The sequence below is a fragment of the Pelagerythrobacter marinus genome (assembly GCF_009827515.1).
Classification (GTDB): Bacteria; Pseudomonadota; Alphaproteobacteria; order Sphingomonadales; family Sphingomonadaceae; genus Pelagerythrobacter; species Pelagerythrobacter marinus.
The window spans coordinates 720095-745593 of sequence record NZ_WTYO01000001.1; the positions used below are offsets into that span (position 1 = coordinate 720095).

Genomic DNA, 25499 nt, shown 5'->3' on the forward strand with positions numbered 1-25499 from the left:
ATCAGGGCGCGCGCAAGGGGGCAACGGGGAAGGTGTTGTCGCGCATCAACAGCGGCTTGGCCGGGCGGGGCGTCAGGCGTTTTCGCCGAGGAGGCGCAGCTCCGCCTCGCGCATGTAGTCGCGCGCGAGCGGCAGGGCGCGGCGGTCGCGGACGAACTGGATCTGGTAATTGCACATGCCCCCGCTTTCGAAGGCCGAAGTGGCCCCGGCGAGGTAGAAGGTCCACATGCGATAGAAGCGCGCGTCGAACAGGCGCTGGATCTCCTCGCGGTGCGCCTCGCAATTGGCGTACCAGGCGCGCAGCGTGCGCGCGTAGTGCAGCCGCAGCGTCTCCACGTCGGAGGCGATGAGGCGCACCTTCTCGCTCGCGGCGACCGTTTCGCTCAGCGCGGGGATGTAGCCGCCGGGGAAGATGTACTTGCGGGTGAAGGCATCGGTGCTGCCCGGGCCGCCCATGCGCCCGATCGTGTGGAGCAGCATGACCCCGTCGTCTGCCAGCATCCGGGCGCTGGCGCGGAAGAAGGTTTCGAACTGCGGGCGGCCGACGTGTTCGAACATGCCGACCGACACGATCCTGTCGAACCGGTCGCCGCGCTCGGCAAGGTCGCGGTAATCGACCAGCGCGAACTCGACCCGGTCGGCGACCCCGGCGGCCTCCGCCCGCTCGCGCGCGAGGGCGATCTGTTCCCGGCTGAGCGTGATCCCCTTCACGCGCACGTCGAAATGCCGCGCGAGGTAGATCGCCATGCCGCCCCAGCCGCACCCGATATCGAGCACGGTCTGCCCGTCGCCGATCGCCAGCTTGGCCGCGATATGCGCCAGCTTGGCTTCCTGCGCCTCGGCCAGCGTCATGTCTTCGCGCGGCCAGTAGGCGCAGCTGTACTGCATGTGCTCGGCATCGAGCATCAGCGCGTAGAGCGCGTTCCCGATGTCATAGTGGTGCGCGACGTTGCGGCGCGAGGAGCGGGCCTGGTTGAACGATTCGACCGCGAAGCCGATCGCGTTGGCCAGCCGCCGCCCCGGGCTGCCGGCGCGCAAGTCGGCATTGGCTTCCCACGGGGCGTTGGTGCGGATCAGCTGGACCAGCTGCATCACGTCGCCCTGTTCGATCACCAGGCGCCCGTCCATGAACGCCTCCGCCGCGCCCAGCCGGGGATCGAGCACGATGTCGCGCGCCACGCGCCTATCGGCGAAGCGCACGGTCACTTCGGGAAAGCCGGGGGCAGGCTCGCCGAAGCGCGCGCAGCGTCCATCGGCATGGTGCACCGTGAGCCGGCCGGACTTCACCGCCCGGCCGATCGCCTTGTCGAAGAGCGATGCGGCATTCATCGAGGCCGGGGGATAATGCCCTTCTGCGGGGGAGGGAAGGGGCTTTTCCCGCTGCCTTCAGACGCCGGCATACCACTGGTAGCCGCGATCCTCCCAGTACCCGCCCGCGCCGCCGCCGATCCCATCGAGGCTGGCGACCGCCTCGATCGCGGTCAGGTACTTCGCATGCTTGTAGCCGAGCTGCCGCTCGACCCGCAGGCGCAGGGGCGCGCCGTTGCGCTCGGGCAGGGGTTCGCCGTTCAGCCGATGGGCGACGATCGTCTGCGGGTGGAAGGCGTCGATCAGGTCGATGCTCTCGTAATAGGGCGCGCCGCGCAGGCGGTCTGCGCAGCGGAAGACGACGTATTTCGCCTGCGGCAGGAGCTGCGCGGCCGAGAGGATCAGGCCCAGCTGCGGCCCCGTCCACTCGCCGATCGCGCTCCACCCCTCGACGCAGTCGTGCCGCGTGACCTGGGTGCGCTGGGGCAGGCGGCGGATGTTGTCCATGCTCAGCGACAGCGGGTGGCGCACCAGCCCGCGCACGTTCAGCCGCCAGTCGGCGAAGCCGCTCGCCAGCGAAGCGCGATAGGCGTCGGTATCGACGGTGAGCGAGCCGTTGCCGCGAAAGCTGGGCGAGATGGCGGCGCGATCGTATTCGGGCGCGAGCGCGGTGCGCGCGGCAAACAGGCGCTGAGCCTTGCGGTGCCAGTCTTCCGCCGCTGCCAGCGCCCGCGCGCCGGGGCCGCTATCGGCAATGCGCGAGCACCCGGCGACGGCGGCCGCCCCCAGCCCGACGAGCAGGCTGCGCCGCTTCATCGCCGGCCCCCCGTGACCATGTCGCGCACCTGGCGCAGGGGCCGCGACAGGAGGACGAGGGCGACGTGAACGACGACGAAGCCGAACAGCGCCCAGGCCGCGACGAAGTGGATCGAACGGACCGACTGGCGTCCGCCCATGCTCTCGATCATCCAGTGAAGATGCGGCTCCCAGCCCGGGCTGATCCCCATACCGGTGGCGATCATCAGCGGCAGGAGGATGCCGAACACGATCCCGTAGGCGATTCTCTGCAGGAGGTTGTACCCGCCCCGCCGGTGCCGGAAATCGAGCCGCAGATGGGCCGCGATATCGGCGCGCAGGGCCGCCCAGCGCCATTCGCGGCGCCCGGTGGCAATGTCGCGGCGGAAATGGCCGTTCGCGAGCATCGCGATCCAGATGAACAGCAGGCCCAGCGCGAAGGGCCAGGCCGCGAGGATGTGCCAGTCGCGCGCGGCGGCAAGGCTGTAGTGTCCCGGTATCGTCATCCATCCGGGGAAGCGCGGCACACTGAGCCAGGCATCGCGCGGGTCGAATCCCCAGTCGCCCCAGTAGAGGTGCGGATGGGCGTTCGAGATGTTGAGGCCCGACATGAACAGCACGACCACGCAGGCGAGGTTGAGCCAGTGCCACAGCCGCGTGGACAGCGCGTGCCGTGTCACGCCGCGGCCCCTTCGCGGGCGAGGTAGATCACGTCGCGCGGCTGCGACAGCAGGTGCTGTCCGCTATCGACATAGAGCGTTTCGCCGCTCGCCAGCCAGCCCTGGGCCAGCCACAGGCAGGCGCCGGCGATCTCGTCCGCCCCGGTCTTGCGCCGCAGCAGGTTGAGCCGGTGCGAAACCTCGGTTTCCGCTTCGCTCTGGTCGTGGCTGGCCAGGATCGCGCCCGGGGCCAGGGCATAGACGCGGTCTTCCGCCCGCGCCGCGCCCATGGCCAGCATCGGCACGGTGGCCGCGGCGGCGTGCTTGCTCATCGTGTAGCTGAAGAAATCGGGGTTGGGATTGGCCAGCTTCTGGTCGGTCACCTGGATCACGCGCCGGCCGGTTCTGCCGCGCGCGCGGGCGAGGAAGGCCTGTGCCATGCGCGCCGGCGCAAGCGCATTGACCCGCATCGCCCCGGTCCAGGTGGCGGGATCGAGGGCGGACGCCTCGTCGCGCTGGAATACGGAGGCAGAGTTTACCAGTACGCGCCAGTCGGGCAGGCGCTCCGCCAGTCCGGCGATCATGGCCGCCGCCGCCGCGTGGTCGGACAGATCGCAGGCGACCGTCTCGGCCGAGGGGAGGGTGGCGGCCAGCTCCTCCGCCGCCCGGGCCGAGCGGTGATAGTGGATGACGACGTGCCACCCGTCTTCGCCGAAGGCGCGGGCGATCCGCGCGCCGATGCGCCTGGCGGCGCCGGTGATCAGGGCGGCGGGGCGGTCGGGCCTCTGGTCGTGCTCGCTCATCGCGCCCGTTCAAGCACATGAGGCGGCGCGGGCAAAGCGAAAGGCGCGCCGCCCGGGGGCGGGCGACGCGCCTTTTTCGCGCAACCTCTCGCGCGATCAGCCTAGCGGCATTTCAGCGTGCCGCGATCGATCTCGCGCCCCACGACCGCGCCGATCGCGCCGCCCAGGATCGCGCCGAGCGTGCGGTCGCCGCCGTTGCCGGCGATCTCGTGACCGGCCAGCGCGCCGACGCCGGCGCCGATGACAAGCCCGGTCGTGCCGTTGTCGCGCTTGCAATAGTAACGCCCGTCGCGGCCGCGCCACATGCGCGAATTGCGCGTGATCCGGCGCGGTTCGCGATAGCGGCCGCGGCGGTCGTAACGATCGTGGTCGCGCCAGCGGTCGCGGTCATAGGCGGTCGAAACGTCGAGGAAGGCGGCCGTTCCGGCCTGCGTCGGCGCGGGCAGTTCGGCGGCCGTCGCGGGGGCGGCACCGGCCGAAAGGCCGATCGCGGCGGCAGCAAAGAGGGTCTTCTTCAACATCGTTCGTTCTCCTTCGCAGCACGGGGCAGGTCGTGGGTTCAACGCCGATGTCTCGTTCAGCGATCCACAACGCTGGATGAACGAACGGGCCCGGGCGGGACAATGCGACCGGCCGTGCGCGACAGGCGGCGAACGGCCGACCGAGAGGGTGCATCACAGCTCCGCGATCGCCGCCTTGGCGTCTTCGATCGCCTGGGCGCGCACGTCCGGCCCGAAACCGGTCTTCTCGGCCCGGATGAACTCGACATCGGGCAGGCCGATGAAGGCGAAGAAATCGCGCAAGTAGGAATCCTGGTGCTCGGCCGGGCCGCCCATCTCGTAGGCACCGCCGCGCGCCGAGGCGACGATCACCCGCCGGCCGCCGGCGAGCCCCTTGGGCGCGCCGTCCTCGTAAGCGAACGTGACGCGGGGCACGCCCAGCCGGTCGATCCACGACTTGAGCTGGCTGGGGATGGTGAAATTGTACATCGGCGCCCCCACGATCACGATGTCCGAGGCGAGAAATTCGTCGAGCACCGCGCGTTCGGCGGGAAAGGCTTCCGCCATGGCCGCATCGTGCGCTTCGGGCGGCTGGCGGATCGCGCCGGTGCGCGCTTCGTCGATATGGGGCAGCGGATCGGCGACGAGATCGCGCTCGATCACCGTTGCCTCGGGATGGGCGGCCCTGAAATGGTCGAGGATCGCCTGGGTCAGCTCGCGGCTGACGGAGCTTTCGCCGGTGGAGGCGCTGTCGATACGGAGGATCTGCATGGTTATGGATTTCCTGGTTACGGATGATAACTAGGGGGCATATGGATACTGCCGCACCGCTGCCGCAAGAAGGCACATTGCCGTCATCAGGGCACACCGATGTGCCTGCCGGGGCCTCGATCGCCGCCGACTGCCCGGCGGTGAACGACGTCCTCGCCCGCGTTGGGGACAAGTGGTCGATGCAGGTCGTGATGACACTGGCCGACGGGCCGGTCCGCTTCAACGCGCTGCGCCGGGCGATCGACGGGATTTCCCAGCGCATGCTGACCCGCACCTTGCGCGCGCTCGAGCGCGACGGGCTGGTGGTGCGCGCGGTGACCCCCAGCGTGCCGCCGCGGGTGGACTATTCGCTCACCGAACTGGGCCGGTCGCTGCGCGAGCCGGTGCGGGCGCTCGGTGCCTGGGCGATCGCCCACCGCGCGGCAATCGAGGCGGCGCGCGCGGACTTCGACCGGCGCGAGGCCTGAAGCGGTCAGTCCGCGGGCACGCGGCGCACGCGCTCGATCGTGACCGGGGGGCTGAGCATCTGCCCTTTCAGCCACCCTTCGCCCTTGTCGGGATCGGTCGGCGCGGCGTGGATCGCCTCGACCACGTCCATCCCTTCGACCACGCGGCCGAAGGCGGCATAGCCGGCCCTCAGATCGGGGTCTTCGGAAGACGGGTCGGCGTCCATGCCCGGCTGTTCCTGCAGCATGATCGAGAAGTCGCCGGTTGCCGTGCCCGGCGCATTGCGCGCCATCGACAGCGCGCCGCGCACATGGGCGATCCCGGTCTCGCTGGTCGTCTCGTGCGCGATCGGGGGCAGGACCCGCTCCGGATCGTGCTGCGTGCCCGCCTGGATCAGCCCGTTCGGCTGATCGCCCCATTCGAGCGGCATGGCGCGATAGAACGCCGTGCCGTCGAACCGCCCCTCGTCGACGTAGCGCAGGAAATTGGCCGCGGTCACCGGCGCGCGCTCGACCTCGATCTCGGCGGTGATGTCGCCGAGCTCGGTCTCGATCACGACGCGGGCGGTTTCGTGCTCCTCGGCCGGGGCAGGTGCGGGGGCGTCCTGCGCGGCGGCGGCGGTGAGCGCGAAAGGGGCGGCAAGAAGGGCGAATCGCTTGAACATGCGGGACATCCTAGCCAGCGTGGCCCGCCGGTCCCAGACGTCTCGCCGTGCCGGTGCCCTCAGGCGCCGCGGCGGCGAAGCATGGTGCGGTCGAGTTGCTCGGTCCCGGTCACGCCCATCAGGCGCATCCCCCGCTCGATCTCGTCGCGCAGCAGCGCCAGCGCGCGCTCGACCCCCGGCTGGCCGGCGGCGGCGAGGGCATAGAGGTAGAGGCGCCCGCCCGCAGCGGCGCTCGCCCCGGTGGCGAGCGCTTTCAGGACGTGGGTGCCCCGGCGCACCCCGCCGTCGCAGATGATCTCGATCTCGCCGCCGACCGCATCGACGATCTCGGCCAGCTGGTCGAACGGGGCGCGGCTCCCGTCGAGCTGGCGGCCGCCGTGGTTGGAGACCATGATCGCGTCGGCCCCGATCTCCACCGCGCGGCGCGCATCGGCCGCGCTCATCACGCCCTTGAGGCAGAAGGTGCCGCCCCAGTCCTGGCGGATGCGGGCGGCGGTGTCCCAGTCCATCGCCGTGTCGAGCATGGTGTTGAAATACTCGGCGATGCTCACCGCCTTGCCGGTCCCTTCGCGCACGTGGGTGTCGAGGTTGGGGAGGCGGAATTCCTCGCGCAGCAGGTAGTCGAGCGTCCAGCGCGGCCGCGTGGCGTAGGACCAGAGCGCCGCGGGCGTGAAGCGGGGCGGGGTGGTGAACCCGCTGCGCTGGCAGCGCTCGCGCTTGCCCGAAACGATCGTGTCGACGGTCAGCGCGAGGGCGTCGAACCGCGCGGCCCGGCACCGCTCGATCATCGACGCGTTCAGCCCCGCGTCCTTGTGGACGTAGAGCTGGAACATCTTGGGCGCGGATACGAGCGCGGCGATCTCCTCTATGCTCACCGTCGCGAGGCTGGAGATGCCGAACCACAGGCCGAAGCGTTCGGCCGCGCGGGCGACGGCGCGCTCCCCCTGCCAGTGAAAGACGCGCTGGAGCGCGGTCGGGCTGAGTATCAGGGGCAGGGCGCTGTGCCGCCCCATGATCGTGCAGCCGGTGTCGATCCGCGCAACCCCGGCCAGGACGTTGGGTACAAGGTCCACCTCGTCGAACGCCGCCGTGTTGCGCGCCTTGGTCACCTCGTCGTCGGCCGCGCCGTCGATATAGTCGAAGACCGGCCAGGGCAGGCGCTTCCGCGCCAGCAGGCGCATGTCCGCGATGTTGTGGCAGTCCGACAAACGCATGACCGGGCTCTACCAGCGCCGTGGGGCTGCGCCAATCGGTTCATCCAGGCTTAATGTTTACAGGCGTAGTCGAATTGCCTACAGATGTAGGCGAGGAGGCAGCGATGGCCAGGCCAGACGACGAGAGACCCGATCGCATCAGCGAAGCCGAACACGCGGTGATGGAAGTGCTTTGGGCGCGCAGCCCGCAGACCGCGGCCGAAGTCTGCGCCGCCGTGTGCGAAGAGCGCGACTGGAGCCTGCCGACCGTGAAAACCCTGCTGTCGCGCCTCGTGGCGAAGCAGGCGGTTGCGACCCGGCCCGATGGCCGGCGCTTCCTCTATTCGCCGCTCCTTTCGAGGGCCGACTATCTCGGCGGGGAATCGCGCCGGCTGGTCGATCGCCTGTTCGGCGGCCGCGCCGCCCCGCTGTTCGCCCACCTGGCGCAGGAAGAGGCGCTGAGCGAGGACGACCTGGCCGAGATCGAGGCTCTGCTGAAGGAGCTGCGGCAATGAGCTGGCTGGTCGAGACGCTCGCCTGGACCGGCCTGCTGATCGCGCTCGTCCTTTTCGTCCGGCGGCCGGTCGCCCGGCACCTGGGTGCGCGGGCCGCCTATGCTCTCTGGCTCGTGCCTTTCGCGCGCCTTCTGATGCCGCCGCTGGTCCTGCCGTCGTGGATGGCACCGGCCGGCGATCCGACGTTTCCCGGTCCGCCTTCCGCCATCGACGGGGCCGGCGCTTCCGCCCCCGCCGCCATGGCGGAGACGATCGGACAACAGCCTCTCCTGCTGGACGGGAGCGGCCCGGTGCAGGCAGTGCCGGCGGACATCCCCTGGGCCGCGGTGCTGCTTGCACTGTGGCTCGCGGGTGTGGCCGGGTTCCTGTGGTTGCGCTTTTCCGCCTATTTCCGCGCCCGGCGCGTGCTCCTGGCCGATGCCGCCCCGGTCGGGGAGGCCGGCCGGGTCCGGCTGGTCGAAACGCCGGAGACCAACGCGCCGATAGCCTTCGGCCTGTTCGACCCGGTCGTCGCCCTGCCGCCCGGGTTCATGGCCCGCCGCGACCGCGATGCCCGCGACCTGGCCCTGGCGCACGAGCTCGCGCACCATCGCGGGCACGACCTGCTGGCCAATTTCGCGGCCCAGTTCCTCTTCGCGCTGCACTGGTTCAACCCGCTCGCCTATCTCGGCTGGCAGGCGATGCGCCGCGACCAGGAGGCGGCCTGCGACGCGAGGGTCGTCGAAACGCGCGATCGCCGCGCGCGCGCCGAATACGGGCGCGTGATCGCCAGCTTCGCCGCCGGCCCGCGGGTGGCGCTCGCCGCGCCGATGGCCTGCCCGGTCCTGGGCGACAAGTCGATAATCCAACGCCTGAGGAGCCTGACGATGAACGAGATCACACCGCGCCGCCGGATGGCCGGTCGCGCCCTGCTGGCAGCCGGCCTCCTGGCCCTGCCGCTCACCGCCACGGTGTCCTATGCCGAGAGCGCTGCCGACGCGCTCCCGCAGCCGCCCGAGGCGCCGGCCGCGCCGCTGCCGCCCGAGCCGCCGCTGCCCCCGCAGCCGGCCGCTTTCGCCCCCGAAGCCCCGCCCGCGCCGCCTGCGCCCCCCGCGCCCGGCACCGACGATGCGCGCCACGTCCTCATCGAACGGATCGAGCGCAGCGAGGACGGGCGGCGCACGGTCGAGGTCCGCCGCGTCGAGCGCGAGAATGCCCGGGCCAAGGCCGAGAAGGCGCGCCGGAAGGCCGAGAAGGCCCGCAAAATGGCGGCCCTGTCCGAGGCCGATCGGGCCGAACTGGCGGCCGACATGGCACGGCTGGAAGTCGAGCTCGACGGGATCGGCGAGGAGGTCGAGCGCGAGGTCCGGCTCGCCCTCGCGAGCGCGCCCAGGGTGATCCCGGGGTGCCGCGGCGAGGGGATCGTCCATGAAAGCAACGAGGGCGGGCGCGAGGTCATCCGCATCTGCACCCGCCGGATCCAGGCCCAGGCCAGGGCCGGCCTGCGCGAAGCCCGTGCCGCGCTGGCGCAGGACACCACGATCCCGCCCGAAGCGCGGGCCGAGGCCCTGCGCTCGATCGACGAGGCGATGGCGGAGATGCCGGCCCACGACTGATCGATCGCGGGCCCGGCTGCCGGCACGGTCCCCTCAGCCGCCGGTATCCTGCACGACTTCCTCGGAAACGAAGGTGATGTCGCCCTCGTTTCCGGGGCCCTCGTTTCCGGGTACGCCTGCCTCTTCCGGCGAGGCGAGCCGCGGGGTCTTTTCGCGGTCGCTCCACTCGACGCTGTCGTCCTCGTCCATGTCGATCCGGGCAAAGGCCGGGCGCGCCGGATAGGAACAGCCCATCTGCTCGCCGCGCCCTTTTAGGTATCCGCGCCGGATGGCGCCCGCCGTGATCGCGGCTTCGAAGGCGCGCTGGTGGTCCGCCGCGCCGGTAATTTCACGCACGATGGAACGGAAGGGGATGAACGATCCCACCGCGCTCTGGGCGATGCGTCCGACCGAGATCGCATCGCCGCGGCCGTCGGCGACGTCGAGGTCGGGGCCCAGGATGGTGTCGAGTTCGGCGATGGCACCGCCGATGTCGTCGCACCCGTCCAGCCCGTCGCCGGCATAGGGTGCCTCGGCCGCTTCCAGCAGCAGCGGCGGGATCGGATCTTTCGCGAGGTTGAGGTCGGTCAGCGGCGTCCTGGCCACGTCTTCCACGTCGGGTTCGGCGTCCATCGCGCCCTGGGCCCGGGCAGCCGCCGGCGCGACCGGGACCGCCGCGATCGCCGCAGCCACCGCGCCGGCCAGGATCCCGCTACGCATCGGGCGTTCAGCCCATTTCGAAATAGGCATCGCACACCCTTTCGTCGGCGCTTTCCATTCCGCGTCGCAGGGCTTCCATGCGCTGTGCGCTGGTGCCGTGCGTGAAGCTTTCGGGGTTCGCCTGCCGCCCGGCGCGCCGCTGCAAGGTATCGTCGCCGATCGCGCTCGCGGCGCGCAGGCCTTCCTCCATGTCGCCCGGTTCGATCAGGTTGCGGTTCTTGCCCGCCCACACGCCGGCGTAGCAATCGGCCTGCAGCTCCATGCGGACCTGGAGCTGGTTGGCGCTGCGCGGGTTTTGCGCCTGCGCGCTGCGGACCTGGGCGGCCAGGCCGGTGAGGTTCTGGATATGGTGTCCGTATTCATGCGCCATCACGTAATAGCGGGCGAAGTCGCCCCCCGCGCCCAGTTCGCGCGCGAGCGTGTCGTAGAAGCTCGTAGGCATTCTGTTCGCATATTTCGGTCTGCGACAGGTTCGATGCCTGTTGCGGCCCGCCGGGGGCGGACTGTTGCTGCTGCTGCATTCCGTCGAGCGTGCCGAGCATCTGGCCCGGATCGACCCCGAAGACGAGCGCCGCGATCACGACAACGATCAGCGAGCCGCATCCCAGCTTGCCCCCGCCGCCGCCGGGAAAGCGGCCGCCGCCCGTGCCGCCCTGGCGGACCCTGATATTCCGGGGATCGAACCGTTTGAGCCGCATCGTTTCCTCCCTGTCGGCGCCGGCGCGACGATATCTTCTGGACAGCGGTGTGTCCTGCCGCAAAAGCGGTTATGCAGCGCGACGCAGTTGAAATCCACGGGAGATCCAGATGTTCCTCACCGGCAAGCGGGCCCTTGTCACCGGATCGACATCGGGCATCGGCCTTGCCATCGCGCGTGCGCTGGCGGGCGAGGGGGCCGAAATCGTCCTCAACGGCTTCGGCGACGACGATGCCATTGCCGCGCTCTGCGACGAGCTGGGCGCGCGCCACGTCGGTGCCGACCTGACCACGGCCGAAGGATGCGATGCGCTGATGGACGCGGCGGGGCCGGTCGATATCCTGGTCAACAACGCCGGGATGCAGCACGTCGCCCCGGTGGAGGACTTTCCCGCCGAACGGTGGGACGCGATCCTCGCGCTCAATCTCACCGCCGCCTTCCACACCGTGCGCCGCGCCGTGCCGCACATGAAGGCGCAAGGCTGGGGGCGGATCATCAACACCGCCAGCGCCCATTCGAAGACCGCCTCGCCGTTCAAGAGCGCCTATGTCGCGGCAAAGCACGGGCTGGACGGGTTCACCAAGACGGTGGCGCTGGAACTGGCGCAATCGGGCGTGACGGCCAACTGCATCAGCCCCGGCTACGTCTGGACGCCGCTGGTCGAGAACCAGATTCCCGACACGATGAAGGCCCGTGGGCTGACGCGCGAACAGGTGGTGGACGACGTGCTGCTGGCCAAGCAGCCGACCAAGCGTTTCGTCCAGCCGGCGGAACTCGGCGCGCTGGCGGTGTTTCTATGCCGCGAGGAAGCCGGCAATGTCACCGGCGCCAACTGGAGCGTCGACGGCGGCTGGACCGCCGAATAGGAGGGACGATGGCGGCGGGGGCACCGGCAAAGCGCCGAACACTCGCGATCCTGCTCGCGATGCTGGCGGCAAGCTGCGCCCCGGCGCCGATCGGCGGGCCGCCGGCCGACAGGCTGGCGACGATCGAGGCGGAACTGGAAGCCGACATCGCCGTCCTGGCCAGCGACGCGTTCGAGGGGCGGCGCCCCGGCACGCCGGGCGAGGCGAAGACCCTGCGATACCTGGCCCAGGCCTGGCAGGCCGCCGGGCTGGAATCGGGCACCAACGACCCGGCCAACCCCTGGTTCGCGCCGGTCGCCCTGCAACTGAACACGCCCGACCGGTCCGAAGCGCGGTTCTATCGCGGGCGGCGCGAACTGCCCGTGCCCGCAGGATCGGTGCGGCTCTATACCTCTGGCCGGCGCTCGCTGCTCGAACGCAGCCCGGTGGTCTTCGTCGGGCGGGCGGGGGAAGCGCTGGAGCAGTCCGAACTGGCCGGGCGCATCGCGCTGATGCTGTGGGACCATCCGCGCCGCATCGAACAGCACGAGGCGCTGCTGGACAAGGGGGCCGCAGCGGTCCTCGCGATCGTCCCCGACGCGGGCGAGCTGCGCGAACTGGCCGACCGCCGGGCCAAGGGTTCCTATCGCCTGGTGGACGAGGAGGACGGCGCCCGGCTCGACGGGCTCGTCTCGGCCGACGGTGCGCGGGCGCTGCTCGGCGCGGAGCGTTTCGCATCGCTGTCGCGGGCGGCCGGCCTGCCGGGTTTCCGCCCGCAGCCGCTCGCGGTCGAGGCCCGGCTGGAGGCGACCTCGCTCCAGGCCGAAGTGCGCACGCACAACCTCGTCGCGCGCCTGCCCGGGCGGCGGCCCGAAACCGGCGCCGTCCTGCTGCTCGCGCACTGGGATCACTTCGGCTACTGCGCGGAAGGGGAAGAGCCGCTGGCGATCTGCAACGGCGCGGTGGACAATGCCAGCGGGCTGGCCCTGCTGAGCGCGGTCGCGCGGCGCCTGCCTGCGGCGGGGTTCGATCGCGACGTCTATTTCCTCGCCACCACGGCAGAGGAATGGGGCCTCCTCGGCGCGCGGGCCTTCGCGCGCGATCCGGCGATACCGCTCGACAGCATCGTCGCGGCCTTCAACGTCGATACCGTGGCGATCGCCCCGCGCGGCGGGCCGGTGGCAGTGGTCGGCCACGGGCTGACCGACCTCGACGACGATATCGCGCGCGTCCTCGCCGCGAGCGGGCGCGCGGCTGGCGATCACGACTATGCCAACCGCTACCTGCGCCGGCAGGATGGCTGGGCGCTGCTGCAGCACGACGTGCCGACCGTGGCCGTATCGGCGGCCTTCGCCGATCACCCGGCGCTGGAGAGGTTCATGCGCGAGCGTTACCACCGGGCCGCCGACGTTGCCGACGGCTCGATCGTGCTGGGCGGGGCGGCCGAGGACGTCCTGCTCCACCTCGCCCTGGTGGAGCATTTCGCCAGCGCCGCGAGCTATCCCGCCAGGGCGGCCGTCCCCGGCGATTAATTGCCCCGCACCCCTAGCGGGCCGGGGGACATGCGGTTACATGGGCCGCCACGATTCTTCCGGCGAAAGACTTGCAAGTGGCTTCCATCGACATTCCCCTCGGCCTGACGTTCGACGACGTTCTCCTCCGGCCGGCCGAAAGCGACATCCTGCCTTCGATGGCGGACACCCGCACCCAGCTCACGCGCCAGATCGCGTTGAACATCCCGGTCCTGTCGGCCGCGATGGACACGGTGACGGAAGCCGACATGGCGATCGTCATGGCGCAGCTGGGCGGCATCGGCGTGCTTCACCGCAACCTGACGGTGGAGCAGCAGTGCACGGCGGTGCGCGCGGTCAAGCGCTTCGAAAGCGGCATGGTCGTCAACCCGATCACCGTTTCGCCCGATGCCACGCTGGGCGATGCGCAGGCCCTGATGCAGCAGCACCGGATCAGCGGCATCCCGGTAACCGATCGCGGGGGCAAGCTGGTCGGCATCCTGACCAACCGCGACGTGCGTTTCGCCGAGAACCCGGCCCAGCCGGTCCGCGAACTGATGACGACCGACAACCTCGCCACCGTGCCGCTCGGCACCGGCCAGGACGAGGCGCGCCGCCTGCTGCACCAGCGACGGATCGAGAAGCTGCTGGTGGTGGACGACGATTTCCGCTGCATCGGCCTGATCACGGTCAAGGATATCGAGAAGGCGGTCAACTATCCGCACGCGACCAAGGACGCGGCCGGCCGGCTGCGCGTCGCGGCGGCTTCGACCGTGGGCGACAAGGGCTTCGAACGGACCGAGGCGCTCGTCGATGCCGAAGTGGACGTGGTGATCATCGACACCGCGCACGGCCACAACCGCGACGTGGCGCGGGCGGTCGAGAAGGCCAAGGGGCTTTCGAACTCGGTCCAGATCGTCGCCGGGAACGTCGCGACGGCGGAGGCGACCCGCGCGCTGATCGATGCCGGGGCCGACGCGGTCAAGGTCGGGATCGGCCCGGGGTCGATCTGCACCACGCGCATCGTCGCCGGCGTCGGCGTGCCGCAGCTGACCGCGATCATGGACTGCGCCGAAGAGGCCGCGAAATCGGGCGTTCCGGTGATTGCCGACGGCGGCCTGCGGACCAGCGGCGACGCGGCCAAGGCCCTGGCCGCCGGCGCTTCGACCGTCATGGTCGGGTCGATGCTGGCCGGCACGGCCGAAAGCCCGGGCGAGACGTTCCTCTACCAGGGCCGCAGCTACAAGGCCTATCGCGGGATGGGCAGCGTCGGCGCGATGGCACGCGGCAGCGCCGACCGCTATTTCCAGCAGGACGTGTCGGCGATGAAGCTCGTTCCCGAGGGGATCGAGGGACAGGTGCCGTTCAAGGGGCCCGCGGCCGACGTGATCCACCAGCTCGTGGGCGGGGTGAAGGCTGCGATGGGCTATACCGGCAGCGCGACGATCGACGACTTGCGCACCCGCGCGCAATTCGTGCGGATCACCAATGCGGGCCTGAGCGAAAGCCATGTCCACGACGTGGCGATCACGCGTGAGGCACCGAACTATCCGACCCGCTAGGCCCGGCCGCGCGGTGGCGGACGGCCGCTTCGTGCACGCCGGGGTACGGGCATGACGCCCGCCGCGCGGGTCCAGGCCGCGATCGAACTGCTCGACGCGGTCATCGCCGCCGCGCGCACCGGCGGCGCGCCTGCCGACCGGCTGATCGCGGACTATTTCCGCCAGCGCCGCTATGCCGGCAGCAAGGACCGGCGCGCCGTGCGCGAGCTGGTCTATCGCGCGATCCGCGCCTGCGGGCCGGTGCCCCGCGATGGCCGCGCGGCCATGTGCCGGCTGGCGCTGGAGGACGCGGCGCTGCCCCCCTTGTTCGACGGTTCGCCGCACGGCCCCGCGCCGATCGGCCCCGGCGAGGAAGCCGCCGACGCGGGGCTGGCGCCCGCGTGGCTGGAGGAGGCGCTGGCAGGTTCGGCCATCGCAGGGGACGAGGCGCGCGCCCTGCTGGGCCGGGCCCCGCTCGACCTGCGGGTCAACCGGCTGAAGGCCGATCGCGCCACGCTCGACCTGCCCGAGCCGGGCGACGTGCTGGCGGCACCCGACGGCTTGCGCTTTCCGGCAGGGACGGCGGTCGATCGATGGACCGCCTATCGCGAGGGCGCGGTCGAGATCCAGGACCACGGCAGCCAGCTCGCCTGCATCGCCGTGGGCGCGCGGCCGGGTGAAACGGTGATCGACTTGTGCGCCGGCGGCGGGGGCAAGACGCTCGCGCTCGCCGCGGCGATGGAAAACCGCGGAACCCTGGTCGCCAGCGACACCGATCGCGCGCGCCTGTCGCGCCTGGGGCCGCGCGCGCAGCGGGCCGGCGCGGGCATGATCGAGAGCGTGCTGCTCGATCCGGGCCGCGAGGCCGAGGGGCTGGCCCGGTTCGCCGGGCAGGCCGACGCCGTCCTCGTCGATGCGCCCTGTTCGGGGACCGGCACCTGGCGCCGCAATCCGGAGGCGCGCTGGCGGCTCGACCCGGCGGCACTGACGCGGTTCGCCGCGGTGCAGGACCGGCTGCTGGCGATTGCCGCGGGTCTGGTGCGTCCCGGCGGGCGGCTGGTCTTCGTGACCTGTTCGCTGCTCGACGCGGAAGGGGCGGAGCGGATCGCCGCCTTCCTGTCCGAGCGCCCCGACTGGCGGGCGGAGCGGCCCGATCTCCCCCTCGGGCGCGAGCGCGGGGCCGGCCTGCGCCTGACGCCGGGCCACGACGATACCGACGGATTTTTCATCGCACGTGCAGCCCGGGCATGTTAATCGGCGAGGTCATGGCAGAGGAACCGTCTGCAAATGTCCCGCCTTTTCAGGAGTTGATCATGCGTTTCGCCCCCGCCGCCGCCGCCCTGTCGCTGGTCGTCGCGATTACCGCGAGCGTGGGGCAGGGCGCGGAGCGCGAGGCCGATCCGCGGGCCGCCATGCTGGTTGCACAAGGCCGCGCGGCGATGGATGCGCAGGACCCGCAGCGCGCGATCGACGCGTTCGAGGCCGCGCTGGCGGTCGATCCGGGGCACACCGCGATCTTCCTCGAGCTCGCGCGGGCCGCGCGGGCGGAGGGGCTGCAGGGCAAGGCGATCCATTACTACCGCGAGGCGCTGGCCCGCGATCCGGGCAACCTGGCGGCCATTTCGGGCGAGGGCGAGGCCCTGGTGGAGAAAGGCGCGGTGGAAAAGGCCAAGGCCAATCTTGCCAAGCTTCACAGCATGTGCGGCGAAGGCTGCGTCGAGGCGCAGAGGCTGGCCGGCGCGATCCAGCGCGGGCCGCGCGCGCCGGTGCTGACGGCGGAAGCGGTCATGCCCGATGCCCAGGCCAGCCAGGCGAACTAGGCGAATGCGCCGAACTAGGCGAATGCCATCCCCGCGCGCCGGGCCGTGCCGCCGCGCTCACACCAGTTCGCGGAAAGCCTCCAGCACGGCGCGATAGACGCGCTTCTTGAACGGCACGATCAGGTCCGGCAGCTGTTCGGGATCGACCCATTTCCAGTCGCAGAACTCGGGCGGGTCGTGCGCTTCCAGGTCGATATCGGCATCGGTGCCGGAAAAGCGCGCCAGGAACCAGACCTGTTCCTGCCCGCGATAGCGGCCGCCCCACAGCTTGCCCATCAGCTCTTCGGGCAGGTCGTAGCGGACCGGTTCTTCCATCTGGCGCAGGATCGTGACGTGTGCGGGATCGGCGCCGGTTTCCTCCCCCAGTTCGCGCAGGGCCGCCTCGCGCAGGTCCTCGCCCTCGTCCACGCCGCCCTGGGGCATCTGCCACCAGTCGCCTTCCTTGTTGTCGATCCTGCGGCCGACGAAGGCGCGGCCTTCGGCATTGACCAGCATGACGCCCACGCAGGGGCGATAACCCAGTTCGTTCATGCGCCTCCCTTGCCCTGGCTCGCCTGGCGAGTCAGCATCAACTTGATCGCAGCGATGAAGGATTCGAGGTCCTCCTGGCCGCTGGGGATCGCCTTGCGCAATGTCGTGAAGCCGTGAATGTTCCCGGCGAATTCCAGGTAAGTCACGTCGATCCCCAGGCCGATCAGGTGGGCCGCGTAGTTGCGCCCCGAATCGCGCAGCGGGTCGAGCCCCGCGGTGCAGACCACGGTCGGCGGCGTGCCCGAACAGTCGCCGATCATCGGCATGTTGCGCCGGTCCTGCGGGTCGGCGGCATACTGCGCGGTGAACCAGGCCATCGCCGCGCCGGTGAGCAGGAACCCGTCGGAAAAGTCGAAGAAGCTGCGGTGCTGCGCGGGATCGTCCGCCACCGGGTAGATCGGCGCCTGGACGATCACCGGCACCGCCGCCGGTTCGGCGCAGAGCTGGTTCGTGGTGACGATCGTCAGGTTGCCGCCCGCGCTGTCGCCGGTGATGACGAGGCCGGTGATCTCGCGCCCCAGCTCGGACGGGCTGCCGGCGATCCACCGGGCCGCCGCCTCGCAATCGTCGGGCGCGGCGGGGAACGGGTGTTCGGGCGCGAGCCGGTAATCGATCGAGACGACCGGCAGGTCGAGCTGGTGGCAGATCTCGGTACACAGCGCGTGATAGACCTCGAGGTCGCCGATCACGAAGCCCCCGCCGTGGATGAACACCACGCAGGGGCCGGGGTCGCGCGATTCGCGCGTGTCGTAGAACCGCAGCGGGATCTCGCCCCCCGGGCCGGGGCACGAGAGGTCGCGCACGACCGCCAGATCGCGCGGCTCCGCCTCGGCCAGCATTCCCATCGTGCGCATCCCCTCGCGCCCTTCCTCGACCGGCAGTTCCTCCACCCCCGGGCGGCCGAGCTGCTCCAGCATGTCGAGGAATGCGCGCACGTCGTCGCGCACGTAGTGATCGTCGCTGGCCATATTGTTCCCTCCCGCCAATCGGTTTCTTTTCGCAATCCTAGCGCGCAAAGTGCGGTTTTCCACTCGACATTTTGCGCCCCGGGGAGAAAAACTTCATTGCGGGAGAGGGGGAGGGTGCATAGGTGCCGCCCCCCGAGAAGAATGCATCGCCCGCGGGCGGTGCGCGAAAAGGAATTTCGATGGCTAGTCAGGCCGCCGCAACCCCGCGTGAAGCGGATTCCCCCGATGCCGTAGTCGTGCGTTTCGCCGGAGATTCCGGCGATGGCATGCAGCTGACGGGCGGGCAGTTCACCCTCTCGACCGCGTTGGCGGGCAACGACCTGGCCACGTTCCCCGACTTCCCGGCCGAGATCCGCGCCCCGCAGGGCACGCTGTTCGGCGTATCGGCGTTCCAGATCAATTTCGGCAGCCGCGAGATCAACACCGCCGGCGACGCGCCCGATGTCCTGGTGGCGATGAACCCGGCCGCGCTGAAGGTGAACCTCGCCGCGCTGAAGCCGGGCGGGCTGATCATCGCCGACACCGGCGAGTTCACCAAGCGCAACCTCGACAAGGCGAAGTACGAGGCCAACCCGCTGGAAGACGGCAGCCTGGCGAAATACGACCTGCTGGCGTTCGACATCAGCGCGCTGACGATCGAGGCGGTCAAGCCCTTCGGCCTCGGCAACAAGGATGCCCTGCGCTGCAAGAACATGTGGACGCTGGGGCTGGCGCTGTGGATGTTCGACCGCCCGCGCGAGCCGCTGCACGACTGGCTGCGCCAAAAATTCCGCAACAAGCCCGAGATCGCCGATGCCAACATCGCCGCGCTCGATGCCGGCCATGCCTATGGCGAAACGGCCGAGCTTTCGGGCCCGCTGAAGCAGGTCCACGTCGATCCGGTGCCGAGCGAGCCGGGCCTCTACCGCACGATCACCGGGGCCGAGGCGGTCTCGCTGGGCCTCGTCGCGGGCGCGCAGCTGGCCGAACTGCCGATGTTCTTCGGCGGCTATCCGATCACGCCGGCGAGCGCGATCCTGCACCACCTGGCGCGGCTGAAGGAATTCGGCGTCACGACCTTCCAGGCGGAAGACGAGATCGCGGCCATCTGCGCGGCGATCGGCGCCAGCTATGCCGGCAGCCTGGGGGTAACCTCCTCCAGCGGGCCGGGCATCGCGCTGAAGGGCGAGGCGATGGGCCTTGCCATCATGACCGAGCTGCCGCTGGTGATCGTCAATTCGCAGCGCGGCGGCCCGTCCACCGGGCTTCCGACCAAGACCGAGCAGAGCGATCTCTACCAGGCCGTCTACGGCCGCAACGGCGACGCGCCGATGCCGGTGATCGCGGCGCGCAGCCCGGGCGACGCGTTCGACTGCGCGATCGAGGCCTGCCGCATCGCGGTCGAATACATGACCCCGGTCATGCTGCTGACCGACGGCTATATCGCCAATGCGGCCGAGCCGTGGAAGGTGCCCGATCCGGCGGCCTATGCCAGGTTCCCGGCCACGTTCCTGGCGGAGAAGAACGCCGGCGACACCCTGCTGCCGTACAAGCGCGATGCGAAGGGCGCGCGCCCGTGGATCAAGCCCGGCACCCCCGGCCTGATGCACCGCATCGGCGGGATCGAGAAGGCGGTGGATACCGGCCACATCGATTATTCGCCCGACAACCACCAGGCGATGACCGATGCGCGCAAGGACAAGGTCCTGGGCGTGACGGTGCCCGACCAGGACGTCTGCCTCGGCGGCGAGAGCGGCCGGCTGGCGGTCGTCGGCTGGGGCTCGACCTTCGGCCCGATCCACCAGGCCGTGGGCCGCGCGCGGCGCAAGGGGCACGACGTCAGCCACGTCCACGTGCGCCATATCTGGCCCCTGCCGGCCAACCTCGGCGCTCTGCTCAAGCGTTTCGACAAGGTCCTCGTGCCCGAGATGAACACCGGCCAGTTCAAGACCGTGCTGCGCGACCAGTTCCTGATCGACGCCGAGCCGCTGACCAAGACCAGCGGCCAGCCGTTCCAGATCGCCGAGCTGGAAGAGGCGATCGGCAAGTACTTCGACGGCATTGCCGACAACGAGGGCGGGCAGGTCCCGGTCAACGAAGAGCAGTTGCCGCACCTGGAATCGGGGCATGACGACGGCTCGCTGAACGCCAAGGCCTCGCCGCAATCGCAGGAGCACGGCTCGTGAACGCACCAGTGAAAATCGAAACCACGCTCAAGGACTGGGAAACCGACCAGGAGGTTCGCTGGTGCCCGGGCTGCGGCGACTACGCGATCCTCAAGGCGGTGCAGCGCACGCTGCCGCAGATCGGGGCCGACCCGGCGAACACCGTGTTCATCAGCGGCATCGGCTGTTCCAGCCGGTTCCCCTATTACATGGAAAGCTATGGCTTCCACACGATCCACGGGCGCGCGCCGGCCGTGGCGACGGGGGTGAAGCTGGCCAATCCCGATCTCGACATCTGGCTGGTGACCGGCGACGGCGACGGCCTGTCGATCGGCGGCAATCACCTGATGCACGTGCTGCGGCGCAACGTGAACATGCAGATCATGCTGTTCAACAACGAGATCTACGGCCTGACCAAGGGCCAGTACTCGCCGACCAGCCGCGAGGGGACCAAGTCGCCCTCCACCCCGCTGGGCAGCTACGACCACCCGGCCCGGCCGGCGGCCTTCGCGCTCGGTTCGGGCGCGCGCTTCGTGGCGCGCGGGTTCGACGTGTCGAAGAAGCTGCCCGAAGTGCTGAAGGCGGCCCATGCCCATCAGGGCGCGGCCTTCATCGAGATCTTCCAGAACTGCATCGTCTACAACAAGGACGTATTCGAGGATTTCGCCGCCCCCAAGGGGGCCGAGGCGCAGCAGCTCTGGCTGGAACACGGCGAGCCGATGCTGTTCGCCGGCGGCACCAGGGGCATCACGCTCAACCGCGACAAGCTATGCCTCGAAGTCGTCGATGTCGTCGATGGCGACTGGCAGGCGGCCGGGGTGATCGTGCACGACGCGGCCAACCGCTCGATCGCGCACATGCTGGTGGAAATGCCGTTCGGCCCGTTCCCGATGGCACTGGGCGTCCTCTACGACGATCCGCGCCCGACTTTCGAGACCGCGGTGATCGAGGAACGCGCCCAGGCCAGCGCGGGCAAGGAAGCCGACCTCGCGCGGCTGCTGGGCAAGGGGCAGACCTGGACCGTCAGCGGAACCGCGCAGGACCCGGTCTGACGCGGGATTTTCCGCCGCCTGACAAGAATTGGACGCTTTTTCTGAACCTTCCGCCGGCTCGTTCGTTCGTGCCGTGAAGCCTGCCCCACTGGCAGGTCATACGAAGGAGAGTTCGATGAAGAAGCTCAACGCCTCCCTCGCCACGGCGAGCGCGCTCGCATTTGCCCTCGCCGCGTGCGGCGAACCCGAGGTGGCCGAAACCGACAACGCGATGGTCGAGGAAGACCTGTCCGAAACGGCCGAATTCGATCCCTCGACCCGCGACTACACGCTGACTGAAGAGGCGCAGGCGCGCCGCGACGCGTTCGACGAAACCGCCTTCCAGGAAGAATACGGCACCTATCGCGACGACATCATGTCCGAACCGGCCGAACCGACCGGCAGCGATGCCGACGATCCTGCCGAGGCCCAGGCCGCGTCCGCCCCGCGCGATCCGCAGACCAACATGCGCGCGCGCGAGAACATGACTTTCGCCTATCTCGACCGGAACGACGACGGGCAGCTCTCGGTCGCCGAATATGCGATCTGGGCCATCCCGCTCGACCCCACGGCGCCGCGTCCCGACGACCAGAACGCCCCGCGCGTGACGGCGGAACAGGCCAACAAGGCCGCGGATTCGTTCTTCTACTACGACCGCGACGGCGACACCTACCTGTCGCAATCCGAATTCCAGGCCGCCCGCAGCGGGGCCGACGTCGCCTGACGGCGCCGACAGCGGACGACGAGAGGGCGGCGAGGTTTTCGCCGCCCTTTTTGATTCGCCCGAACCGCGTTACCGCGCAGGCCGGGCCGGCGCAGGGGCGCGAATCGGGACGGAGACGACGTGGACAATCTGACGCACAGCCTCGTCGGGGCGCTGATCGGACAGGCGGGGCTGAAGCGGAAGACCGGCCTCGCCATGCCCGCGCTGGTGATCGGCGCCAACCTGCCCGATGTCGACGCGGCCTGTTTCTTCTGGCTCGAAGGGGTCGAGCACCTCGGCTTCCGCCGCGGGATCACCCACGGGCCGATCGCCTGGGTTCTCCTGCCGCTGGTCCTGGCCGGGCTGCTCTACGCCTTCGACCGGTGGCAGGAACGGCGCGGGACGCGGCCCGAAGGGCGCTTGCCTGTGCGGTTCGGCTGGCTCTACGCGCTCGCCTTCATCGGCTGCCTCACCCACCCGGCGCTCGACTGGCTCAACGTCTACGGCATTCGCCTGCTGGAGCCGTTTTCCAGCCGTTGGTTCTACGGCGACACGCTGTTCATCATCGACGTCTGGCTCTGGGCCCTGCTGGGCCTCGCCACGTGGTTCTCGCTCCGGCGCGAGAAGCGCGGCGGGGAGTGGCGGCGGCCGGCGCGGATCGCGATCGCGGTGGCGCTGGCCTACGTCGGGCTGAACGGGGGCATCACCTATTTCGAGCGCCAGACGGGCGCGCTGATGGCCGAACCCTATCCCGAGGTGGCGATCGCCGCGCCGGTGCCGCTGGCATTCTGGGAGCGGGAGCGGATCATCCGCACGGCCGACGGCCTCTGGTGGTCCTCCCACTGGACCGGCGCGGCCGACGGCCATGGATATCGCGCGCCCCCGCGGCAGCAATGCGCCCTGCCGGACGAGGGCACCCTTGCGGGCAATGCCCAGGCGGCGGCGTTCCTTTTCTGGTCGCGCGCACCCTTCGCGGAACGGGCGCCCGACGGTTCGCCGGATGGATCGCCAAACGGATCGCTCGTCCTGCGCGATGCCCGTTTCTACGATCCGCGCGCGCGCGACCGGTTCTCGGTCGCCTTGCCCGGCATACCTTGCGAACCGCTCGGCTGGCGAGGGGCCGGGGCCAGGCGCTCCACCGCCTCGCTGTCCGCCGCCGCCCGGGCCGGGCGATAGAGCAGGGCCGCCGCGAGGAAGGCCCAGCCGGCCCCGCCCAGCCAGCCCGCGATCGCGTCGGTCGGGAAATGGACCCCCAGCATGACGCGGCTCCAGGCGACCATCGCGCTCACCACCATGGCCGCGCCGACCACCGTGTAGCGCACCGCGTGGCGCCGGCTCAGCGCGGCGAAGGCGAGCGCGATCGCGATATAGACCACCGCCGCGTTGAAGCTGTGGCCCGAGGGGAAGCTCTGCCCGCCCGCTTCCATCAGCCGCGGCACGATCTCGGGCCGTTCTCGCCCGACCAGGTGCTTGGCCCCGGTATTGACCAGCCAGCCCGCGACCACCGTCATCGCCAGCAGCACCGCCTCGCGTCGCAGCCTCAGGAACGCGAGCGCGACGATGGCGGCTACTGCGAAGAGGTTGCGCAGGAACACGCCGCCCAGCGCGGTCACGTCGCGCACGATCTCGCGCAGCAGGGGCGGCCCGGCCAGCGCCAGCTCCTCCCCGCTTCGCGCCAGCACCAGGCCCGCGCGGTCGAACCCGGCGGCGTGTCCGCCCGCGAGGAGCCAGGCGACGAGGGCGAAGCCGGCCCAGCACGCGAGGCCCGCGACGGCCGCCTTGCGCCGGTCGATCGCGAATCCGCGCGCCGGCAGGCGGACGGTTTCGGCGGGCAGGTGATGGCCCTGGCGGGCGGGATCGTTCATGCCCGGGGAACCTGGGGGCGGCCGTTCCCGTTCCCCGGGGCATGACTTCGCCGCAGATCGTGTGGCTGCGGCGCGACTTGCGCCTGGCCGACCAGCCCGCCTTCCACGCGGCGGCGCAGGGGGGGCCGGTCATCCCGGTCTTCGTGCTCGACGAGGATGCCCCGGGCGACCATGCGCCCGGCGGCGCGGCGCGCTGGTGGCTGCACCACTCGCTCGACAGCCTCGGGCGGTCGCTCGCGCGGCACCGCTCGCGAATCGTCCTGCGCCGCGGCGACGCGGTCCAGCACCTGGCCACGATCGCGCAGGCGGCCGGGGCGGGCGCCGTCCACGCCGTGCGCCATTACGAGCCGTGGTGGCAGGAAGCGGAAAGCCGGCTGGGGGCGGAACTCGACCTGGTCCTGCACGATGGCAACTACCTCGCTCCTCCCGGGTTCGTGACCACGGGTTCGGGCGATCCCTACAAGATCTACACGCCTTTCGCGAAGGCCATGCTGGCCGAGATGCCGCCGCGCGCCTGCCTGCCCGAACCGGCGCGGATCGCGCTGCCGGATAGCTGGCCCGACAGCGACGCGCTGGACGACTGGAACCTCCTGCCCACCGCGCCCGACTGGGCGGGCGGGCTGCGCGAGGCCTGGGACGTCGGCGAAGCGGCCGCGCACGACCGGCTCGAGCGCTGGGCCGGCGCGGTTTCCACCTATCACGAGAGCCGCGACATGCCTTCCGAGGACGGTTCCTCGCGCCTCTCGCCGCACTTGCACTGGGGGGAGATCTCTCCCGCGCAGGTCTGGCACGCGCTCAAGGGCCGCCGGGGGGAGGGCTGGGCGACGTTCGCCGGGGAACTGCTCTGGCGCGACTATGCCCAGACCGTGGTCTGCCAGTTCCCCGGCTATGGCCGGGCCAGCTACCGCGAAGGGCTGGACGATATCTGGCGCAACCCGAACCGCGGTCACCTTATCGCGGAGGACTTGCGCGCGTGGCAGCGGGGGCGGACCGGCTACCCGCTGGTCGATGCCGGGATGCGCCAGCTGTGGCAGACCGGCTGGATGCACAACCGCGCGCGGATGGTCTGCGCCAGCTTCCTGGTGAAGCACCTGCTGATCGACTGGACTTTCGGCGAACGCTGGTTCTGGGATTGCCTGGTCGATGCCGATTACGCCAACAACGCGGTCAACTGGCAATGGGTCGCCGGCACGGGGGTGGACAGCAACATGTTCCCACGCATCATGGCCCCGTTGCGCCAGAGCGATAAGTTCGACGCAGCCGGCTATATCCGCCGCCATGTGCCCGAACTGGCCGATCTTCCCGACGGCCAGATCCACGATCCGCCCGACGAAGCGCGCGGCGCCTATCCGGCGAAGATCATCGGCCATCGCGAAGCGCGCGAGCGGGCGCTGGAGGCCTATCGCGCGGCGAAAGCCTAGGCAGCGACGATCCGGCCCGCCATCAGCCGCTTGGCGACGAGGACGGCCACCAGCGGCAGGACCGCGGCCGAGGCGAGCATCCAGTCGGGGTGGGGGAACATCTGCGTCGTCCATACCCCGGCGAGCGCGATCGCCAGCCCGACGATCCAGGCCATCAGCACCCGCCGGGAGGCCGCGATCGCGGTGCAGGCCCCGGCCAGCGCGCCCAGGAACCAGCCGGCGACGACCGCCACCTTGGCCCCGGTGGGAATCAGTTCCATCAACCGTTCGCGATCTTCCGCCGCGGCGAGGTCCAGCCCCGGGGGCGGGGGGAAGAGCGCGTGGCCGATCCCCTCGATCACGAAGACCACGGTGACCGCGACCACGATCCCCGCGATCGTGGCGACGACGTTGCGCACTGCCGGACTGGTCATCTGCATCCTTTCTCCAACCTGGCGGGGATCATAGCACGCCGCGCGCCGGTTTGGCGCGCC

The 25499-nt window shown here is 70.5% G+C and carries 25 protein-coding genes and 2 pseudogenes; 13 read left to right on the forward strand and 14 right to left on the reverse strand.

Annotated features, from left to right (window positions below; all coding sequences use genetic code 11):
• Positions 1–72: 72 nt before the first annotated feature.
• From GRI72_RS03540 to GRI72_RS03565, 6 genes are all read right to left on the reverse strand, one after another.
• Positions 73–1329, reverse strand: coding sequence for an SAM-dependent methyltransferase (locus tag GRI72_RS03540; RefSeq protein ID WP_160732524.1), 1257 nt, complete (start codon positions 1327–1329; stop codon positions 73–75).
• A gap of 57 nt (positions 1330–1386) precedes the next feature.
• The gene (locus tag GRI72_RS03545; RefSeq protein WP_160732525.1) at positions 1387–2124 is read right to left on the reverse strand and encodes a molybdopterin-dependent oxidoreductase; all 738 of its coding nucleotides are present in this window, start codon (positions 2122–2124) and stop codon (positions 1387–1389) included.
• Complete coding sequence (locus tag GRI72_RS03550; protein WP_160732526.1) at positions 2121–2783, reverse strand: cytochrome b/b6 domain-containing protein; 663 nt, start codon at positions 2781–2783, stop codon at positions 2121–2123. The genes GRI72_RS03545 and GRI72_RS03550 overlap by 4 nt, the downstream gene beginning before the upstream one ends.
• Positions 2780–3565 carry an SDR family oxidoreductase gene (locus GRI72_RS03555; protein ID WP_160732527.1) on the reverse strand — a complete coding sequence of 262 codons (786 nt, stop codon included), beginning with the start codon at positions 3563–3565 and terminating at the stop codon, positions 2780–2782. The genes GRI72_RS03550 and GRI72_RS03555 overlap by 4 nt, the downstream gene beginning before the upstream one ends.
• Positions 3566–3666: 101 nt before the next feature.
• The gene (locus tag GRI72_RS03560; protein WP_419880233.1) at positions 3667–4083 is read right to left on the reverse strand and encodes a glycine zipper 2TM domain-containing protein; all 417 of its coding nucleotides are present in this window, start codon (positions 4081–4083) and stop codon (positions 3667–3669) included.
• Positions 4084–4239: 156 nt separating this feature from the next.
• The gene (locus GRI72_RS03565) at positions 4240–4836 is read right to left on the reverse strand and encodes an FMN-dependent NADH-azoreductase (protein WP_160732529.1); all 597 of its coding nucleotides are present in this window, start codon (positions 4834–4836) and stop codon (positions 4240–4242) included.
• A 101-nt stretch (positions 4837–4937) separates the two neighbouring features.
• Between GRI72_RS03565 and GRI72_RS03570 the strand changes: the two genes are divergently transcribed.
• Entirely contained in the window at positions 4938–5303 is a 366-nt protein-coding gene (locus GRI72_RS03570; protein WP_337191121.1) for a winged helix-turn-helix transcriptional regulator, read from the forward strand.
• Between the two features lie 5 nt (positions 5304–5308).
• On the opposite strand, the gene GRI72_RS03575 is transcribed toward GRI72_RS03570, so the two are convergent.
• Positions 5309–5947, reverse strand: a complete 639-nt coding sequence (locus GRI72_RS03575) for a peptidylprolyl isomerase (RefSeq protein WP_160732531.1) — start codon at positions 5945–5947, stop codon at positions 5309–5311.
• A 59-nt stretch (positions 5948–6006) separates the two neighbouring features.
• The gene (locus GRI72_RS03580; protein WP_160732532.1) at positions 6007–7161 is read right to left on the reverse strand and encodes an alpha-hydroxy acid oxidase; all 1155 of its coding nucleotides are present in this window, start codon (positions 7159–7161) and stop codon (positions 6007–6009) included.
• A 104-nt stretch (positions 7162–7265) separates the two neighbouring features.
• On the opposite strand from GRI72_RS03580, the gene GRI72_RS03585 reads away from it, so the two are divergent.
• Together GRI72_RS03585 and GRI72_RS03590 are read left to right on the forward strand one after the other, a co-directional pair.
• Positions 7266–7655: a BlaI/MecI/CopY family transcriptional regulator gene (locus tag GRI72_RS03585; RefSeq protein ID WP_160732533.1), complete on the forward strand. Its 390-nt coding sequence runs from the start codon at positions 7266–7268 to the stop codon at positions 7653–7655.
• Positions 7652–9250, forward strand: a complete 1599-nt coding sequence (locus GRI72_RS03590) for a M56 family metallopeptidase (RefSeq protein ID WP_160732534.1) — start codon at positions 7652–7654, stop codon at positions 9248–9250. The genes GRI72_RS03585 and GRI72_RS03590 overlap by 4 nt, the downstream gene beginning before the upstream one ends.
• Before the next feature lie 33 nt (positions 9251–9283).
• Here GRI72_RS03590 and GRI72_RS03595 read toward each other — a convergent pair whose 3' ends face one another.
• Positions 9284–9949: a hypothetical protein gene (locus tag GRI72_RS03595; protein WP_202388886.1), complete on the reverse strand. Its 666-nt coding sequence runs from the start codon at positions 9947–9949 to the stop codon at positions 9284–9286.
• Between the two features lie 7 nt (positions 9950–9956).
• A pseudogene (locus GRI72_RS15050) lies at positions 9957–10647 on the reverse strand (neutral zinc metallopeptidase).
• Between the two features lie 109 nt (positions 10648–10756).
• Here GRI72_RS15050 and GRI72_RS03605 point away from each other — a divergent pair.
• The 5 genes from GRI72_RS03605 to GRI72_RS03625 all read left to right on the forward strand — a co-directional run bounded on the left by GRI72_RS03605 (position 10757) and on the right by GRI72_RS03625 (position 16363).
• A complete protein-coding gene (locus GRI72_RS03605) occupies positions 10757–11512 on the forward strand; it encodes a 3-hydroxybutyrate dehydrogenase (RefSeq protein WP_160732535.1) in 756 nt (251 codons plus the stop codon).
• A gap of 8 nt (positions 11513–11520) precedes the next feature.
• A complete protein-coding gene (locus tag GRI72_RS03610) occupies positions 11521–13023 on the forward strand; it encodes a M28 family peptidase (RefSeq protein WP_160732536.1) in 1503 nt (500 codons plus the stop codon).
• Positions 13024–13109: 86 nt separating this feature from the next.
• Positions 13110–14564 carry an IMP dehydrogenase gene (gene guaB / locus GRI72_RS03615; RefSeq protein WP_160732630.1) on the forward strand — a complete coding sequence of 485 codons (1455 nt, stop codon included), beginning with the start codon at positions 13110–13112 and terminating at the stop codon, positions 14562–14564.
• A 51-nt stretch (positions 14565–14615) separates the two neighbouring features.
• On the forward strand, positions 14616–15797 hold the full coding sequence (locus tag GRI72_RS03620) for an RsmB/NOP family class I SAM-dependent RNA methyltransferase (RefSeq protein ID WP_160732537.1): 1182 nt from the start codon (positions 14616–14618) through the stop codon (positions 15795–15797).
• Positions 15798–15856: 59 nt separating this feature from the next.
• Entirely contained in the window at positions 15857–16363 is a 507-nt protein-coding gene (locus GRI72_RS03625; RefSeq protein WP_202388888.1) for a tetratricopeptide repeat protein, read from the forward strand.
• A gap of 57 nt (positions 16364–16420) precedes the next feature.
• On the opposite strand, the gene GRI72_RS03630 is transcribed toward GRI72_RS03625, so the two are convergent.
• Together GRI72_RS03630 and GRI72_RS03635 are read right to left on the reverse strand one after the other, a co-directional pair.
• Positions 16421–16894: an RNA pyrophosphohydrolase gene (locus GRI72_RS03630; protein WP_160732539.1), complete on the reverse strand. Its 474-nt coding sequence runs from the start codon at positions 16892–16894 to the stop codon at positions 16421–16423.
• Complete coding sequence (locus GRI72_RS03635; protein WP_160732540.1) at positions 16891–17862, reverse strand: alpha/beta hydrolase; 972 nt, start codon at positions 17860–17862, stop codon at positions 16891–16893. Before GRI72_RS03635 ends, GRI72_RS03630 begins: the two co-directional genes overlap by 4 nt.
• A gap of 179 nt (positions 17863–18041) precedes the next feature.
• Here GRI72_RS03635 and GRI72_RS03640 point away from each other — a divergent pair, with 179 nt between their 5' ends.
• From GRI72_RS03640 to GRI72_RS14995, 4 genes are all read left to right on the forward strand, one after another.
• The gene (locus tag GRI72_RS03640) at positions 18042–20027 is read left to right on the forward strand and encodes a 2-oxoacid:acceptor oxidoreductase subunit alpha (protein ID WP_160732541.1); all 1986 of its coding nucleotides are present in this window, start codon (positions 18042–18044) and stop codon (positions 20025–20027) included.
• Positions 20024–21058 (forward strand): thiamine pyrophosphate-dependent enzyme, encoded by a 1035-nt coding sequence (locus GRI72_RS03645; protein WP_160732542.1) that lies wholly within the window; start codon positions 20024–20026, stop codon positions 21056–21058. Before GRI72_RS03640 ends, GRI72_RS03645 begins: the two co-directional genes overlap by 4 nt.
• A gap of 115 nt (positions 21059–21173) precedes the next feature.
• Positions 21174–21761 (forward strand): EF-hand domain-containing protein, encoded by a 588-nt coding sequence (locus GRI72_RS03650; RefSeq protein ID WP_160732543.1) that lies wholly within the window; start codon positions 21174–21176, stop codon positions 21759–21761.
• Between the two features lie 120 nt (positions 21762–21881).
• Positions 21882–22916, forward strand: coding sequence for a metal-dependent hydrolase (locus GRI72_RS14995; protein ID WP_419880231.1), 1035 nt, complete (start codon positions 21882–21884; stop codon positions 22914–22916).
• Between the two features lie 11 nt (positions 22917–22927).
• Here the strand turns inward: GRI72_RS14995 and GRI72_RS03660 are convergent.
• Positions 22928–23605, reverse strand: a pseudogene (locus GRI72_RS03660) (phosphatase PAP2 family protein); the annotation flags it as partial.
• A 41-nt stretch (positions 23606–23646) separates the two neighbouring features.
• On the opposite strand from GRI72_RS03660, the gene GRI72_RS03665 reads away from it, so the two are divergent.
• On the forward strand, positions 23647–25026 hold the full coding sequence (locus GRI72_RS03665) for a cryptochrome/photolyase family protein (protein ID WP_160732545.1): 1380 nt from the start codon (positions 23647–23649) through the stop codon (positions 25024–25026).
• On the opposite strand, the gene GRI72_RS03670 is transcribed toward GRI72_RS03665, so the two are convergent.
• On the reverse strand, positions 25023–25439 hold the full coding sequence (locus GRI72_RS03670) for a hypothetical protein (protein WP_160732546.1): 417 nt from the start codon (positions 25437–25439) through the stop codon (positions 25023–25025). The two genes, GRI72_RS03665 and GRI72_RS03670, sit on opposite strands and share 4 nt — an antisense overlap.
• Positions 25440–25499 lie beyond the last annotated feature (60 nt).